Raw genomic sequence first — 15,063 nt, forward strand, 5'->3', positions numbered from 1 at the left:
ACAAACCCTTACATTGAATAAAGCGGCAATGTAATATTCATCGTGATGATGTTTAAATTCGCACTTTATTTCTTAAATTTGGAGCAACCTTATGTCTGCGACTATTGTTAATACTACTGATGAAAACTTCCAAGCAGATGTTTTAGATGCTGAAACGCCTGTACTTGTAGATTTCTGGGCTGGCTGGTGTGCACCATGTAAAGCAATTGCCCCGGTCCTTGAAGAACTTTCAAACGAATACGCGGGTAAAGTGAAAATCGTTAAAGTTGATGTGACTTCATGCGAAGACACTGCGGTGAAATATAATATCCGTAATATTCCAGCATTATTGATGTTTAAAGATGGTGAAGTTGTTGCTCAACAGGTTGGCGCAGCACCACGTTCAAAACTTGCAGCATTTATTGACCAAAACATCTAATACGACTGTTGAATTGTCAGTACTGGAAATACACGCTCAGCTGAATCGTGTATTTCCAGTTAAAAATTGACAAATCCCCTGATTTCATCTATATTTCTGGATCAAGAAGCTTTGAATGGAATCTACTTCATTGCGCTTCTTACAAGACACAAAACATAAGATCGCCGCTCGGCAATAAACAATTGTTTTCACATTTCTCTCTGAAACAATGAACCAGACTACTGAATTGTGGTTGTGTAAATACAATTACATCAGCATGTATGTATGCGGTCGATTTTTATTCTTTCCCTAACGTAGTCCTCCACTTATTCCATTCTGTCTGACCACTTATGAACTTAACTGAACTCAAGAAAAAACCCATTGGCGAACTCATTAAGATTGCGGAGTTTATGGGCCTTGAAGGCATGGCACGTAACCGTAAACAAGATATTATTTTTGCCATTTTAAAGCGCCATGCCATGAATGGCGAAGAAATCTTTGGTGATGGTGTTCTCGAAATTCTTTCTGATGGTTTTGGCTTCCTACGCTCTGCGGCTGGTTCATATTTAGCTGGACCAGATGACATCTATGTCAGCCCATCACAAATCCGTCGCTTTAACTTACGTACCGGTGACACCATTACCGGTACAATTCGTCCACCGAAAGAAGGTGAACGTTATTTTGCCCTATTAAAAGTTAACCAGATTAACTACGACACGCCTGAAAATTCACGCAACAAGATTTTATTTGAAAACTTGACTCCACTTTTCCCGACCGAACAACTGATTATGGAACTCGGGAATGGTACAACTGAAGACTTAACTGCACGTGTAGTCGATCTGGTTGCGCCTATTGGTAAAGGTCAACGTTCAATCATTGTGGCACCGCCAAAAGCGGGTAAAACAATGTTATTGCAAAATATTGCGCAATCCATTGTCCGTAACAATCCGGAAGTGTTCTTGATCGTGCTTCTGATTGACGAACGTCCGGAAGAAGTAACCGAGATGGAACGTACCGTTCGCGGTGAAGTTGTGGCATCAACCTTCGATGAAGCCCCAGCCCGCCATGTGCAAGTTGCCGAAATGGTGATTGAAAAGGCCAAGCGTCTGGTTGAGCACAAAAAAGATGTGGTGATTTTGCTCGATTCGATTACCCGTCTTGCCCGTGCCTACAACACCGTGATCCCATCCTCAGGTAAGGTATTAACTGGTGGTGTGGATGCGCATGCTTTAGAACGTCCAAAACGTTTCTTTGGTGCGGCACGTAATATTGAAGAAGGTGGCTCACTCACCATTATCTCAACTGCATTGATTGAAACCGGCAGTAAAATGGATGACGTGATCTACGAAGAATTCAAAGGTACAGGTAACCAGGAAATCACGCTTGATCGTCGTATTGCAGAGAAACGTGTATTCCCGGCAATGAACATCAAGAAATCAGGTACTCGCCGTGAAGAACGCCTCATGAGCGAAGAAAATCTGCGTAAAGTCTGGATCCTGCGTAAACTCCTTCACCCAATGGATGAGCTTGCGGCCATGGAATTCTTACTGGATCGTATGAAAGAAACCAAAACCAATGATGATTTCTTCGATCAGATGAAAAGAAAAGCCTCGACCTAAAGTCGAATAAAAAGCTACCTCAATGGTAGCTTTTTTTATTTGGTTGACAAACTTACATAACATTTACATTTTTTTAAAAAAGTTACCAAAAACACTATTCTATTGATTTATTTATATATTTATAAAATAACTTATTTAATTTCCGCAACTTACCGATTTAAAATTTATAATCCATAGTTATTTTCTATCAAAAAACAGCCAAATTTTGCCCATTTTTGTCGTTTTGTTGGACAGAACAGTAGTAATTCATGAATTGCTTTGATAGGATAGCCTCAGACCAGTTAGGCTGCTCCCTGCGTTGTTACCTAAAGCGTTTAGGAATAATAAAAGCACAAACAGACTAACTTAAGGTTTTTTTTAATCTCACAATTTTATGAGAGTGATGCCATGTTATTCAAAAAATTCGCTGTTGTTGCTGCTATTGCTACTACTTTAGCTTTCGTTGGTTGCTCTAAGAAAGAAGAAGCTCCAGCTGCTGACGCTAACGCTGCTGCTTCTGAAGCTGTAGCTGCTGCTTCTGAAGCAACTGTTGCTGCTTCTGAAGCGACTACTGCTGCTGTTGAAGCGACTGCTGCTTCTGAAGCTGCTCCAGTTGCTGCTTCTGCTCCAGCTGCTGCTTCTGCTGCACAATAATCTAGTTTTAGATTATCGAAAAAAGAGAACCTTTCGGTTCTCTTTTTTTATGCCTGAATATTTTAAAGTTCAAACAAAACACAAAGATAAAAAAAGCAGATCAATCGATCTGCTCATTTCCAACACGCTGTCTGAATTTTTGACCCGCTCGGAACGTTACCACACGACGGGCAGAAATCGGAATTTCTTCACCCGTCTTAGGATTACGTCCTGGACGTTCACGTTTGTCACGCAACTCAAAATTACCGAACCCAGAAAGTTTGACCTGCTCACCCGCAATCAATGCCTGGCTGATTTCGTCAAAAAATAACTCGACCATTTGTTTTGCTTCGCGGCGATTTAAGCTAGTCAGCTCACTTAAATGGTCCGCCATATCTGCTTTTGTTAATGCTGTCATGAGGCCCTCAATGTCGCTTGGTAAGTGTCTTCCAACACTTGAATAATGTTATCCATACCAGATTTAATTTCAGCATCTTCAAGCGTACGAGTTGGATGTTGCCATAACACTGCAAAAGCGAGAGAGCGTTTGCCTTGTTCAACTCCTTGCCCCGTATACACATCGAACAACCATGTCGAGTCGAGTAACTCTCCACCAGTTTGCTCAATTAACCGCTGAATATCTCTTACCTCAATATTATCAGAGATTAAAAGCGCAATATCACGTCTAACCGATGGAAAACGTGATAATTCTGTAAAATTAGATACATAAGATTGCAAAACAGCCTGCTGATCCAGTTCTGCCACCCAAGTTGTGCCCAAATCGAGTTCACTTTCCATTGATGGATGCAAACGACCGAGATATCCAATCGATTGACCAGCGACTAAAATTTCCGCAGACTGCCCTGGATGTAACCATGCACGTTCACTACGGGCAAACTCAACAGCAATACGGCCTGCTGCCAGAATCTCTTCAACCTCACCTTTAAAGTCAAAGAAGTCCATGGCCTGAGGTTTGGCGTGCCAGGATTCAGGCGTACGTGAACCAACCGCAATCAAGGCCAACGTCGGGATCTGTTTAAGGTCATGAATACTTTGGGCATTCTGATAGTCAAAACGCAAACCTAACTCAAAGAAACGTACACGTGGCTGTTGACGGTTTAAGTTGTACTGTACACAAGGAATCAGGCTCGATAATAAGGTACTGCGCATTGCAGCCAGATCACTTGAAATCGGGTTTGCCAGCATCAATGGCTGTACCGCTGGATTCAGCTGCTTTTCCAGTTTTGCATCGGCAAAGCTAAAGCTGATCGCTTCTTGATAGCCCAATGTTGCAATCGTTTGACGTAATTGCGCAATTTCAAAACGGTCTTGATATTTCTCTAACTTGACATCAATTTTTGGCAAACTGATTTGAATATTGTCATAACCGTGGATACGTACTACTTCTTCAATCAAGTCTTGATAAATTGCCATATCATAACGATGTGAAGGTGGGACCACACTCCACTCACCTTCAGCAATTGCGGTTACCACACAACCCAGACGCGTTAATGCATCAACAATAAAATCACCTGCCACTTGATATCCAAGTAACTGATCAACTTGTGACTGTTGCAATACAATTGCTTCACGTTTTGGCAATAAAGCCGCTTGCTCAGCAATCGTGATCGGGCCAAATTCACCACCAGCAAAGGCCTGAATCAATTCAGAAGCACGGTGCATGGCAATCATTGGCAGTTCAAAATCAACCCCACGTTCATAACGTTGAGATGAATCGGTATGCAAGCCAAAGCGACGTGCACGGCCAGCAATCGCTAACGGCGCAAAGAAAGCGCTTTCAAGGAAGATATCTTGCGTATCATTGGTTACCGAAGAGTCCAGACCGCCCATGATACCGGCAATGGCTAATGCTTTCTGATCATCAGCAATCACCATGATGTCATCTTGCAGCTCAACTTCCTGATCATTAAGCAACATCAATTTTTCTTTAGGCTGCGCTTGACGAACCTGGATTGAACCTTCGATTTTCGCCAAATCAAAAGCATGCATGGGTTGACCTAACTCAAGTAATACGTAGTTAGTAATATCCACCAGAATGCTATGCGTACGGATACCTGAACGTGCTAGTGCTTGTTCCATCCAGTCTGGTGTTGCCGCTTTGACATTGACATTTTTAACAATACGACCCAAATAACGTGGCGTACCCTCAGTCGTGATCGTCACTGCTTTTTCATCAGTGATGGTTGCAGCAACTGACTGAATTTCAGGCTCATTCATCTTTAACTGATTGATGACTGCAATTTCACGTGCAATACCACGGATACTAAAACAGTCACCACGGTTTGGGGTAATACTGATATCAATCACATTGTCATCAAGTTTTAAATATTCACGGATATTGATCCCCACTGGCGCATCAGCAGGTAATTCCAATAAACCATCAATCTTGTCTTCTAAATCAATTTCAGAAGCACCGCATAACATGCCATGTGATTCAACACCACGCAGTTTGCCTTTTTTAATTTTAAAATCACCTGGCAATACCGCCCCAACAATGGCGACAGGCGCTTTCATGCCCACGCGGACATTCGGTGCACCACAAACGATTTGTAATGGCTCTCCCGAACCAATATTCACCGTGGTCACACGTAAACGATCCGCATCTGGATGTTGTTCAACCGTGAGCACCTCACCCACAACCACACCAGTAAAGGGTTTCGCTACAGGTGCCAAATCATCTACTTCCAGACCAAGCATGGTTAACTGATCAGACAATGTATCGCTATCAATTGCTGGATTGACCCAGGTACGTAACCAATTTTCACTAATTTTCATTTTATTAAAAACCTATAAATCTACTTTTGTTCCCCTCTCCGTTTAGGAGAGGTTAGGGAGAGGTCCAAATCTGTCTAGGCAAACTGGCGTAAGAAACGCACATCATTTTGATAGAACATACGCAAATCATTGATGCCATAACGCAACATTGCAAAACGCTCCACCCCTAAACCAAAGGCAAAACCTTTGTATTTATCAGGATCAATGCCTGCAGCACGGAGTACATTTGGATGTACCATGCCACAACCTAAAACCTCTAACCAACGACCACGCTCATCCATAATATCCACTTCGGCACTTGGCTCTGTGAATGGGAAATAAGAGGGACGGAAACGTACTTTCAAATCTTTTTCAAAGAATTCATTGAGTAAGTTAATCAATAACCCTTTTAACTCGGCAAAGCTGGTGTTCTCTGCAACATATAAACCTTCGATCTGATGGAACATCGGTGAATGGGTTTGATCCGAGTCACAACGGTAAACACGGCCTGGACACACAATACGAATCGGTGGCTGACTGGTTTCCATGGTACGGATTTGAACACCCGATGTATGGGTACGCAATAAATGTGTTGCGTCGAAATAGAAGGTATCGTGCATGGCACGTGCCGGGTGATGCCCAGGAATATTTAAGGCTTCGAAGTTGTGATAGTCATCTTCAACCTCAGGACCATGTGCAACTTGGAAACCTGCTTTGGTAAAGAACTGGCAAATACGTTCCTGAACCTGAGTAACAGGGTGAATACTACCCATGCGCTGACCGCGGCCTGGCAAAGTAATATCAATGGTTTCACTTGCCAATTTCTTTGCAAGTTCCGCTTGTTGTAATGACTGTTGACGCTCGGTCAAAGCACTATTGATTGCTTCACGAACAGCATGGATGGCAGCACCTTGTACTTTTCGTTCTTCAGGATCCATCTTTCCAAGTGCTTTCGACTGCTCTGCAAGCTGGCTTTTTTTCCCTGTAAATTGCACACGTACTTGGTCGAGTGCAGCAAGGTCTTGAGCCGCTGCAATGGCAGCAAGCGCTTCAGTGGTCAGGGCTTCCAGTGACATAGTAACTCTCAAAGCAACAAAATATAGAAATATAAGAAAACGCTATAGTTTATCAGCTTTTTACCCCTTTTATGAAGCAAAACCCAGCTTTAAATCTTCTGGTTTTTTGTGCAGCAAGTTGGGGATAAAAGCACAGGAGAATGAAACAGGTTGATTAATTTTTGAAAAAAATGATCAATAATTGAATAAAATGGATAAGATACTGATATCGTCAATGAGAAATAACAACGATGGCGCTTGATCAAATCTGGAAACAGCAGCTTACCCTTGTCACCTACGGCAATGAATACCTTGCGGGAAATCTTAATTTTAGTCGCTGGATCGAACATCCAGTTTTTGCTCAGAATCGTCTGATCTTTAGAGATTTACTGTCACAGCACCTCCTGGCTCAACATTTCCAGATCTGGCTTGAAGGCTTAAAAAAACAAGGGGTTAAAAAACTCAGCCTACATTTATCCAGCGTACTCAATGATGAGCAAAATCCCAATGCCAATGTAGAGCTGCTTCCCTTCGCACATTTTATCGTAAGCCATCAAGCCAACAAAAAAACGGCCTGGATCTGTGGACATGAACTGGCGGAATGGGACAATAGCGACAGTGAATTTCAAACACCCGCTTCTCAGCAATCAACGCTACGTCAAGAAGATCTTTGGCGTTACGAGTTAAATGATAAGTTCGCCAAGAAAATCGATGCAGATCTAAAAAAAGTGAACTGGAATGAAGTTGCTATTTTTCTGGAAAGAGAATTATTTAATAGCAAATATGCGGACAACTTTATAGAACCTGAACAGCAGGACTTTCCTTTCTACGGTTATGCAGTCGATCCAGATGAGCTATCAAGTCAGCAACTTGCCTTGATCCCAACCGACTATCCAGCTGACTGTGCACACCGCTTATTACACCGCACCCAGGCATTGGTAGAGCATTTGGAACAGCAAAAGAAGCATCCTTACACTGCGGCTGGCGAATTGCTTAGCCCCGAAGAGCAAATTAACGTGCGCAACTTTTTGCAAAAAGCGGATGACCTATTTGCCAAATTGATTGTGAAAACCGCCAATCATTATCAAAGTGCTCAATTGACAGCGGAAGAGCCCGAAATCATTGACCGTACCATGGAAATTCCACAACGATTTAATAATACCCAGCAACATCACAAAGTTGGTGCTTCAGGTGTGATCAAATTAATTCTACTCACCATTATCATCTGCGTGTGTGCGTATTATTTCGGCTTATAACGATAGACTAAATAAAAAACCTAGATCACTTGATCTAGGTTTTTATCAATTTAAAAAGTTGGCCTGATTTTGATAACAACTTTATGCCCGCCATCATGCTGATTGACAATGTGATGGATATTTTCAATTTCGCCCTCTACTTCCGCATCAGGACCATAGAAGATCCGGATAGTTTCGCCTTTTCTAGGCAAGATACTTAATTCTGTTTCAATCGCGCCTTGTTCTAAACCTTCTACACTCACTCGCATACTTTTTATCCCGATCTTGTTTTCTTTACTGTAAAAAGATTCAGGGATAAAAGTCTATTGCAACATGTTTGGGTTATGTAATCTTGAATTAAATCAAAAGATTGATTTAATCATCATAAACCAGCTCATCTTCATCCACATTGATAAAATCGGGTTCAGGCGTTTGTTCAAATTGCACCGCAAGAATATGCTCCTGTTTGAGCAAACATGCTTTGGCAATACGGTGCATGCCATCCATGAGCCGACCTTCGGCACATAAAATAATGGGATAACTCAGATCAGCGTCTTGAACCAATTGAAAATGTTCTATGATTTGCTGTGTCGTCGGAAATTGATCTGGAAACCAATAGGCTTCGTTGAGTTCTCGAATATCAGCAAGTGTAACTTTCTTGATCACAAAAGTTTTGGTTAGCTCAACCAGATGATATACATCCCAGATATAAGTATCTTGACCCACTTGTCTAAAGTGATATTGTCTGCGCACGTTTTAATCCATGGATAATTTCAGCTATGATTATCAACTTAACTTCTCATCAATAATAGTATTTATAAAACCATGACCGAGAATTACTGGAAGTTTATATTAGGTTTACAACATAATGCTCAGCGCTATTTTGACCATAAAATTGCTGAATATAAGATCGAACATAAATGGTGCGATATAACTCATGATCTATTTCTGGTACGTGATTTAGAAACCAATGAATTACTCTATGATTCCATTTCACACTTAATTGCCGATCTCAGAGATCAACAAATTCAGCGTTGCCAGCTCATTCCCTCAGACCTACTCTTTCCTGAGTTTACCCAGCATTTTAAACAATTTGTTTTTGATACAAGCAATTATCCTGTAGCCGTCTTCTTGGGAAGAGATCAAAATCTTGCTTTAGTTAAAGTACATGCAGAAAAAGTAAAGAAGTTCTCGATGTCTACAGATCCTCGTGAATTTCATGGTTTTGCATCCTCTCAAAGCTATAATAAATACCTATTGTTTACGCTCATCAGATTAGATCAAAAACAACTCCAAATTGTTGATACGTTCAACAAAAATCTGAATTGGAAAAACTTACATGAGGATTTTCAAAGTAGATTTTTAGATAGCCCATTTAATTTTAAACAAGATAAAAGTCTACTATTAACCAATAACTTATTTTTTAAAAAATGAAATAAGCGATTATCCTCTTCTTGATGAGCCAAGTCCGGAATTCAATCTGGCATTTTCTTGGATAAATAAACTCGGTGACTTACAAGATCAAATTGGAACTGAAGTAGCAATGGCGCTAGCTTCAAGATCATTTCATGCTGATATTATTGATCAAAATTCTATAAAAATAGATCATTTCCAAGAGGATTTAAACAATGCATTCATCAGCTTAGTTTCACATAGTGCAAATAGCTATGAGAAAGCATATGTGAATGAAGATTTTTCCTATATTCCACCACACGTACTACAACATACATCCCAGATTAATAGTGAAACGAATAATGAACTAAACAGTGATAGCTTTACAGAAGAAAAACCAACATCTGTTACGGCCTCGACACTTTATCTTATCTTCTTTTTAGCGGTTGTCATTGGGCTACTCTACGGGGTGTTCTGGTTGGTTAACCATTATGAATTCGCCAAATTCATAGTGATTACCTTTGGTGTGATTATTTTTCTAATGATATGGTCCAGAAAGTAAAGAATAAAGCATAAAAAAGACCGCTAAAAAGCGGCCTTCTTTTGAATCTCTAAGCTTATGCAGCTAATGCGCCTTTAGCTTTTTCAGCTAAAGCAGCAAATGCGATTGCATCATGCATAGCGATGTCAGCTAATACGCGACGGTCGATGATCACTTGAGCTTTTTTCAAGCCATCGATCATACGACTGTAAGACAAACCGTTTTGACGAGCACCAGCATTGATACGCGCAATCCATAAAGCACGGAATTGACGTTTCTTTTGACGGCGGTCACGGTATGCGTATTGACCAGCTTTGATTACCGCTTGAAACGCTACGCGATAAACGCGTGAACGAGCACCATAGTAACCTTTAGCGCGAGCAAGAATTTTTTTGTGACGACGATGAGCCACTACACCACGTTTTACACGAGCCATTTATAATCTCCTTAGATGTATGGGCACATAGCACGAACTGATGCAACGTCACTTACGTGAACCATTACACAACCGCGCAATTGACGGATACGCTTAGCAGATTTTTTGGTCAAAATGTGGCGCTTGAATGCTTGTTTGCGCTTGAAACCGTTTGCAGTCGCTTTAAAGCGTTTAGCTGCACCACGGCGAGTTTTTAACTTAGCCATAGTAACCTCTTTTGGGCACCTGTTCGGCACGTTTGCACGATTGCAAATCGACCTGCAGGTAAGGAAGTCAGTATGATATAGCATCTGCCGCTAAAACAAAAGTAAAATGCTCATTTTTTGATAGAAATAGAGGTGTTTTCCGCAAACGTTATTTTCCATAATTAATTCTCAAATTATGAGAAACATACACAAAATCAGCGCCTATAATAGAGTCAAATTCTTAAATACCTATCCATATGAATATACAGAATGATGCTTTCGCCGCCTTGCGGTATCGGGATTTCTCTATCGTGACTGTTAATCAGTTCTGCTTGACACTGGCTATCCTGATTCAGGAAATCATCGTTGCCTATTCACTGTATCAGATTACTCGTGATCCGCTTACGCTTGGCTTTATTGGTCTGGCAGAGGCAATCCCCTTCATTACCTTGTCGTTATGGGGCGGTTATTTTGCAGATAAGCTGAATAAACAGAGCATCATGAAAGTCTGTTTGTTCTTTTCTATTCCCCTGCCGTTAGTACTATGGGCATTGTTCCATTTACATGGTTTAGAAAAAATTGGCATCGCCACACTGTCTTGGGGCATTTATGCCGTCATTTTCGCCTTGGGCACCATTCGTGGCTTTTACAATCCCTCCGCAACGTCACTCAAGCCTTTTCTGATTCCTCGTGAACTGTATGCCAATGGTGCAACCTGGACCACGATTGGCTGGCAAAGCGGGGTGATTATTGGCCCCATGCTCGGTGGGTTTATGCTGGCTTTTTTAGGTCGTGAAACCAGTCTGTTTGCGGTATCTGCATTATTGGCTGTTTGCTTCATTTTAATTAACTGCCTAGCGAAGCGAACTTTTCCGAAAATGGAAACCGAGAATGTGTTGCAAAGCCTGACTGATGGTTTCCGTTTTATCTGGAAAACCAAGATTGTTTTATGGGCCATTTCACTCGATTTAGTCTCGGTACTATTTGGCGGTGTGATTGCCCTACTGCCAATTTTTGCGGAAGAGATTTTAAAAGTTGGCCCTGAAGGCTTAGGCTACTTACGTGCGGCTCCTTCTATCGGTGCGCTGATCACCATGATCGTACTGACCAAATTCCCGCCAATGCACCACGCCTGGCGTAATATGCTGTTAGCTGTGGCAGGTTTTGGTATTTTCACTATTCTGTTCGCCTTCTCGAACAATATGTGGCTTTCTCTGTTTGCCCTTGCCATGACCGGTGCCTGTGACAGTGTTTCGGTTGTGGTTCGTCAAACCGTGCTGCAAATCTTCCCCCCTGAAAATATGCGAGGTCGTGTCGCTGCTGTAAATGGGATGTTTGTTTCTTCAAGCAATGAACTGGGCGCATTTGAATCCGGTCTGGCAGCCAAATATCTCGGTACCATCACCGCCACCATTTTTGGCGGTTGTATGACCCTTGCCGTGGTGAGTTATTGCTGGTTTAAAACCAGTGACTTATTCAAAGTCGATATTACTAAAGCTTCAGATCAATAGAGCTGAGAGGAAGCATTTGCCTTCCTCCTTGTTTTTAAAAGATGCCAACATACAAAGCATATAAAGTTAAATAACGCCCACCTTTGGCGATTGTGACAATCACGAAGAATCGCCAAAAGTTTTCTTTCATCAAGCCTGCAATCAGGGTAATCGGATCTCCAATCACAGGGGTCCAACTCAGCAACAGCGAATAGAAACCATATTTATGATAAATCTGCTGGGCTTGTTGCAAGCGCTGCTCAGAAACAGGAAACCACTTTTTATCTTTAAAGTGTTCGATTTTCAGACCAAGCCACCAGTTCACACAGGAACCCAATACATTACCAATGGTCGCAACCAAGATCAGATAAAACGGATTAGATAAACCTTGTACCAGTAAGGTCATTAGTACCGCTTCAGACTGTAAGGGTAATAAAGTCGCTGCACCAAAAGCCGAGAGAAATAATAAAAAATAAGACATCAATTTAAAGGGATCACTCAATATCAATCAAAGCATAGCAGCCTACAGCACTATAAGCTGAAATTATTGAGTCAGTACCAGTTTTTCCCAGGTAGCCTGTAATTGCTCATCACTGATATTCATTTGAAAAATGGTCTTAAGGGTGCGTTCAAATTCATCAAAATTGCTTAACTGTTTTTTATTTGAGCCCCCTTTGCCATGCATTCTTAAGATCCGATCTTTTAACGTGATCCGCATTTCGCTATTGGCAGTCGATAACATTAAGTGCTGAGTAAATAAGGATTCAAGCGAGGTCGAAATGTAGTAGTTTGCAACCTGTGCATCAGCATGTGCAATCTGCTGTTCGGGGTTAATTGCATAGATATTTATCCATTGATCATGAATACAGACTTGCAGCATATATTTCATTTCTGTCAGTACAGTCGTATCCAAACCACTCTGGGCAACTTCAACAAACCTAAAAGGCTCTAATGGTGTCTGCTGTGTCTCACCGGTTTGTTCAAGTGTTAAAACCGTCGTTGGTGTCATACCGCCAAACCCGGGATCATATAAAAACAATTGCTGATCAATATACACCAATGTGACCAAATGAGTCCGTACTGGTGTACGACTAGGTGTGCCTTGGTAATAAACCCGTCCTAGCACGTTATAAGCCTCATATCCCAGTTCGGTTAACGCAATTCTGGTTAAGGTACTGTGCTCTAGACAATAACCCCCTTGATTATTTCTCAATAATTTCTGAACAAGTTGATCAGATTCCAAAGAAACCTCTCCCCCTAAAAAAGAAGAAAAATTAGCAAAAGGAATTTTCTGCACATGGAGACTTAATAAGGTTTTTAAATGAAGTAAAGTGGGTGAAAAATTACCTGCAAAACCAAGTTTTTCTAGATACTGGGCAGATATTGTTGAAGTCGTCATTTTTATATATTTTTAAATTTACCAAAGAAAAAGCTTAGTCTAATTCAGACATAAACTAGACATCATCATTCTTATATGACATAAATCCTGCTTCCCAAGGATTCTCAAAACAGACAATCCTTGGGCATAAAAAGCTGTTCAGTTCTCATCCCACCTTGATCGACAAGGCTTTCTGTATCGCAGGGCGGGCGGTTAAGCGTTCAATATAATCTTTTACATACGGATAATCTTCAAGTTGAATGCCCTGCCATTCATAACGTAATGCCCAAGGCAAGATCGCCATATCTGCAATGGAATATTCACCAGCCACGAACTTCTGTCCGATCAACTGCTTGTTTAAGACATTGTAAAGACGTTTGGTTTCATTCACATAACGGTCAATCGCATAGGGAATTTTTTCAGCCGCAAACTTATTGAAATGATGATTCTGTCCCAGCATTGGCCCAAAGCCACCCATTTGCCACATCAACCATTGTTCAACCTCAACCCGTTCCTGCTCGTCAGTTGGATAAAATAATCCAGTTTTTCTACCTAAATATTGCAAGATCGCGCCCGACTCAAATACGGAAATCGGTTCGCCACGTGGGCCATTTTGGTCAACAATTGCAGGGATTTTATTATTTGGAGAGATTCTCAGAAAATCAGGTTGAAACTGGTCGTTTTCAAGAATATTGATGGGAAAAATTTGATATTCCAGCTGCATTTCTTCTAAGGCAATTGTTATTTTATGTCCATTGGGCGTACCCCAGTAGTATAAGTCAATCATTTATGTTGTCCTGTTTGATCGTTATCTTGACTGTTGTTGCGTTATAGCACACTTGGCTTATCTTGATCAGCACATAAGCACGAAAAGAAACAATCGTGCCATGTTTTAAAGCTAACGATCAGACAATTCGTTTTGCTTTTGCTGAAATTCCAGAGCCCTTTCACCAACAAATTTTCGCCCCGCATTTGTGCCATTAATCCACTCTTCTACCGAAAATAGATCGAACATACCGACTTTAAATAACGTCGGGACCGCCAAGGCCAGCTCTTCTTCAATCGCCCCACGCACACCTGCATTATAAAGATTGATATTGTGCAGCATGGTTGCCACGGTACCTGTCTGGACACGGCTACCATCTTTCAGCTTCACTTGTGGCAGAACCTCTCCCTCCTGTACCACTTTCTGATTAACTTCCGAGAGTTCTTGAGTACCTTTAATTATAGACATGAATTTTTCCAGTTTTTAAATCGTGTAATTATCAAGCGATCTTATCATATCCTGTCTTTACGCCGGGGAATGAGCCTAAGCAGATTTTTAACAAACCATTGCCGATTCAGACATAAAAAAGCACCGCCTGTTGCGGTGCTTTTTTATCAAGAAAAAATTACTTTTTCTTTTTCGGACCAAGTAACATGCCCATCTGACGGCCTTCCATCTTCGGCGCTTGTTCAACAACACCAAACTCAGCAACGTCAGCTTCAATTTTTTGTAATTGAGCCAAACCAAGCTGTTGATGTGCCATCTCACGACCACGGAAACGCAAGGTAATTTTCACTTTGTTTCCTTCTTCAAGGAAACGTAAAATTGCACGCAATTTTACCTGATAATCACCTACATCCGTCGCAGGACGTAACTTGATTTCTTTCACTTGCACTTGATGCTGTTTTTTCTTCGCATCTTTTTGCTTTTGTTTCAAGTCAAATAAGTGCTTGTTGTAGTCCATGATTTTACAAACAGGCGGTTCTGCATTAGCAACAATCTCAACAAGGTCAAGATTGGCTTCTTCTGCAGCACGCAATGCTTCATTTAATGAAACAACACCTTTTTGCTCCCCATCTGCAGCGACGAGGCGTACTTCTTTCGCACGGATCTCATCGTTGATTGCAGGACGGTTACTTTTAGCACCTTGTTGTTGGTTACGGTCAGGCTGTTTAATCTTTA

Annotated in this window: 18 protein-coding genes and 1 pseudogene; 7 read left to right on the forward strand and 12 right to left on the reverse strand. The window is 41.3% G+C overall.

Going from position 1 to position 15,063, the window contains the following annotated elements:
• Positions 1-91: 91 nt before the first annotated feature.
• The 3 genes and pseudogenes from trxA to ACINWC323_RS14310 all read left to right on the forward strand — a co-directional run.
• The gene (gene trxA / locus ACINWC323_RS14320; protein ID WP_004774726.1) at positions 92-418 is read left to right on the forward strand and encodes a thioredoxin; all 327 of its coding nucleotides are present in this window, start codon (positions 92-94) and stop codon (positions 416-418) included.
• A 329-nt stretch (positions 419-747) separates the two neighbouring features.
• Positions 748-2,016: a transcription termination factor Rho gene (rho, locus tag ACINWC323_RS14315; protein ID WP_004664227.1), complete on the forward strand. Its 1,269-nt coding sequence runs from the start codon at positions 748-750 to the stop codon at positions 2,014-2,016.
• 387 nt (positions 2,017-2,403) lie between these two features.
• A pseudogene (locus tag ACINWC323_RS14310) lies at positions 2,404-2,592 on the forward strand (hypothetical protein); the annotation flags it as partial.
• A gap of 157 nt (positions 2,593-2,749) precedes the next feature.
• On the opposite strand, the gene ACINWC323_RS14305 reads toward ACINWC323_RS14310, so the two are convergent.
• From ACINWC323_RS14305 to pheS, 3 genes are all read right to left on the reverse strand, one after another.
• Positions 2,750-3,046 (reverse strand): integration host factor subunit alpha, encoded by a 297-nt coding sequence (locus ACINWC323_RS14305; protein ID WP_000126166.1) that lies wholly within the window; start codon positions 3,044-3,046, stop codon positions 2,750-2,752.
• The gene (gene pheT, locus ACINWC323_RS14300) at positions 3,043-5,424 is read right to left on the reverse strand and encodes a phenylalanine--tRNA ligase subunit beta (RefSeq protein ID WP_009509763.1); all 2,382 of its coding nucleotides are present in this window, start codon (positions 5,422-5,424) and stop codon (positions 3,043-3,045) included. The genes ACINWC323_RS14305 and pheT overlap by 4 nt, the downstream gene beginning before the upstream one ends.
• 74 nt (positions 5,425-5,498) lie before the next feature.
• Positions 5,499-6,479, reverse strand: a complete 981-nt coding sequence (pheS, locus tag ACINWC323_RS14295; RefSeq protein ID WP_005283435.1) for a phenylalanine--tRNA ligase subunit alpha — start codon at positions 6,477-6,479, stop codon at positions 5,499-5,501.
• 230 nt (positions 6,480-6,709) lie between these two features.
• Here pheS and ACINWC323_RS14290 point away from each other — a divergent pair, with 230 nt between their 5' ends.
• Complete coding sequence (locus tag ACINWC323_RS14290; RefSeq protein ID WP_009509872.1) at positions 6,710-7,714, forward strand: hypothetical protein; 1,005 nt, start codon at positions 6,710-6,712, stop codon at positions 7,712-7,714.
• Positions 7,715-7,764: 50 nt separating this feature from the next.
• Here the strand turns inward: ACINWC323_RS14290 and ACINWC323_RS14285 are convergent, their stop codons facing one another.
• Both ACINWC323_RS14285 and ACINWC323_RS14280 read right to left on the reverse strand, forming a co-directional pair.
• Positions 7,765-7,962: a hypothetical protein gene (locus ACINWC323_RS14285; RefSeq protein ID WP_005228775.1), complete on the reverse strand. Its 198-nt coding sequence runs from the start codon at positions 7,960-7,962 to the stop codon at positions 7,765-7,767.
• 106 nt (positions 7,963-8,068) lie between these two features.
• Positions 8,069-8,446, reverse strand: a complete 378-nt coding sequence (locus tag ACINWC323_RS14280) for a hypothetical protein (protein WP_009509808.1) — start codon at positions 8,444-8,446, stop codon at positions 8,069-8,071.
• A gap of 72 nt (positions 8,447-8,518) precedes the next feature.
• Between ACINWC323_RS14280 and ACINWC323_RS20335 the strand changes: the two genes are divergently transcribed.
• Both ACINWC323_RS20335 and ACINWC323_RS20340 read left to right on the forward strand, forming a co-directional pair.
• Positions 8,519-9,127, forward strand: coding sequence for a hypothetical protein (locus ACINWC323_RS20335; RefSeq protein WP_009509874.1), 609 nt, complete (start codon positions 8,519-8,521; stop codon positions 9,125-9,127).
• Between the two features lie 109 nt (positions 9,128-9,236).
• The gene (locus tag ACINWC323_RS20340) at positions 9,237-9,647 is read left to right on the forward strand and encodes a hypothetical protein (RefSeq protein ID WP_009509755.1); all 411 of its coding nucleotides are present in this window, start codon (positions 9,237-9,239) and stop codon (positions 9,645-9,647) included.
• 55 nt (positions 9,648-9,702) lie between these two features.
• Here ACINWC323_RS20340 and rplT read toward each other — a convergent pair whose 3' ends face one another.
• On the reverse strand, positions 9,703-10,062 hold the full coding sequence (rplT, locus tag ACINWC323_RS14275) for a 50S ribosomal protein L20 (protein ID WP_004655655.1): 360 nt from the start codon (positions 10,060-10,062) through the stop codon (positions 9,703-9,705).
• A gap of 11 nt (positions 10,063-10,073) precedes the next feature.
• A complete protein-coding gene (gene rpmI, locus ACINWC323_RS14270) occupies positions 10,074-10,268 on the reverse strand; it encodes a 50S ribosomal protein L35 (RefSeq protein WP_004637967.1) in 195 nt (64 codons plus the stop codon).
• 236 nt (positions 10,269-10,504) lie between these two features.
• On the opposite strand from rpmI, the gene ACINWC323_RS14265 reads away from it, so the two are divergent.
• Complete coding sequence (locus ACINWC323_RS14265; RefSeq protein WP_009509748.1) at positions 10,505-11,758, forward strand: MFS transporter; 1,254 nt, start codon at positions 10,505-10,507, stop codon at positions 11,756-11,758.
• Between the two features lie 34 nt (positions 11,759-11,792).
• On the opposite strand, the gene ACINWC323_RS14260 is transcribed toward ACINWC323_RS14265, so the two are convergent.
• The 5 genes from ACINWC323_RS14260 to infC all read right to left on the reverse strand — a co-directional run bounded on the left by ACINWC323_RS14260 (position 11,793) and on the right by infC (position 15,058).
• Positions 11,793-12,218: a YqaA family protein gene (locus ACINWC323_RS14260; protein ID WP_009509780.1), complete on the reverse strand. Its 426-nt coding sequence runs from the start codon at positions 12,216-12,218 to the stop codon at positions 11,793-11,795.
• A 63-nt stretch (positions 12,219-12,281) separates the two neighbouring features.
• On the reverse strand, positions 12,282-13,136 hold the full coding sequence (locus ACINWC323_RS14255) for an arylamine N-acetyltransferase family protein (RefSeq protein ID WP_009509827.1): 855 nt from the start codon (positions 13,134-13,136) through the stop codon (positions 12,282-12,284).
• A gap of 145 nt (positions 13,137-13,281) precedes the next feature.
• Positions 13,282-13,902, reverse strand: coding sequence for a glutathione S-transferase N-terminal domain-containing protein (locus ACINWC323_RS14250; RefSeq protein WP_005228758.1), 621 nt, complete (start codon positions 13,900-13,902; stop codon positions 13,282-13,284).
• Between the two features lie 111 nt (positions 13,903-14,013).
• The gene (locus ACINWC323_RS14245) at positions 14,014-14,349 is read right to left on the reverse strand and encodes a DUF7709 family protein (protein WP_009509861.1); all 336 of its coding nucleotides are present in this window, start codon (positions 14,347-14,349) and stop codon (positions 14,014-14,016) included.
• A gap of 157 nt (positions 14,350-14,506) precedes the next feature.
• Entirely contained in the window at positions 14,507-15,058 is a 552-nt protein-coding gene (infC, locus tag ACINWC323_RS14240; protein WP_079281829.1) for a translation initiation factor IF-3, read from the reverse strand.
• Positions 15,059-15,063: the final 5 nt, after the last annotated feature.

It is taken from the genome of Acinetobacter sp. WC-323, assembly GCF_000314615.1.
Taxonomy (GTDB): domain Bacteria; phylum Pseudomonadota; class Gammaproteobacteria; order Pseudomonadales; family Moraxellaceae; genus Acinetobacter; species Acinetobacter courvalinii.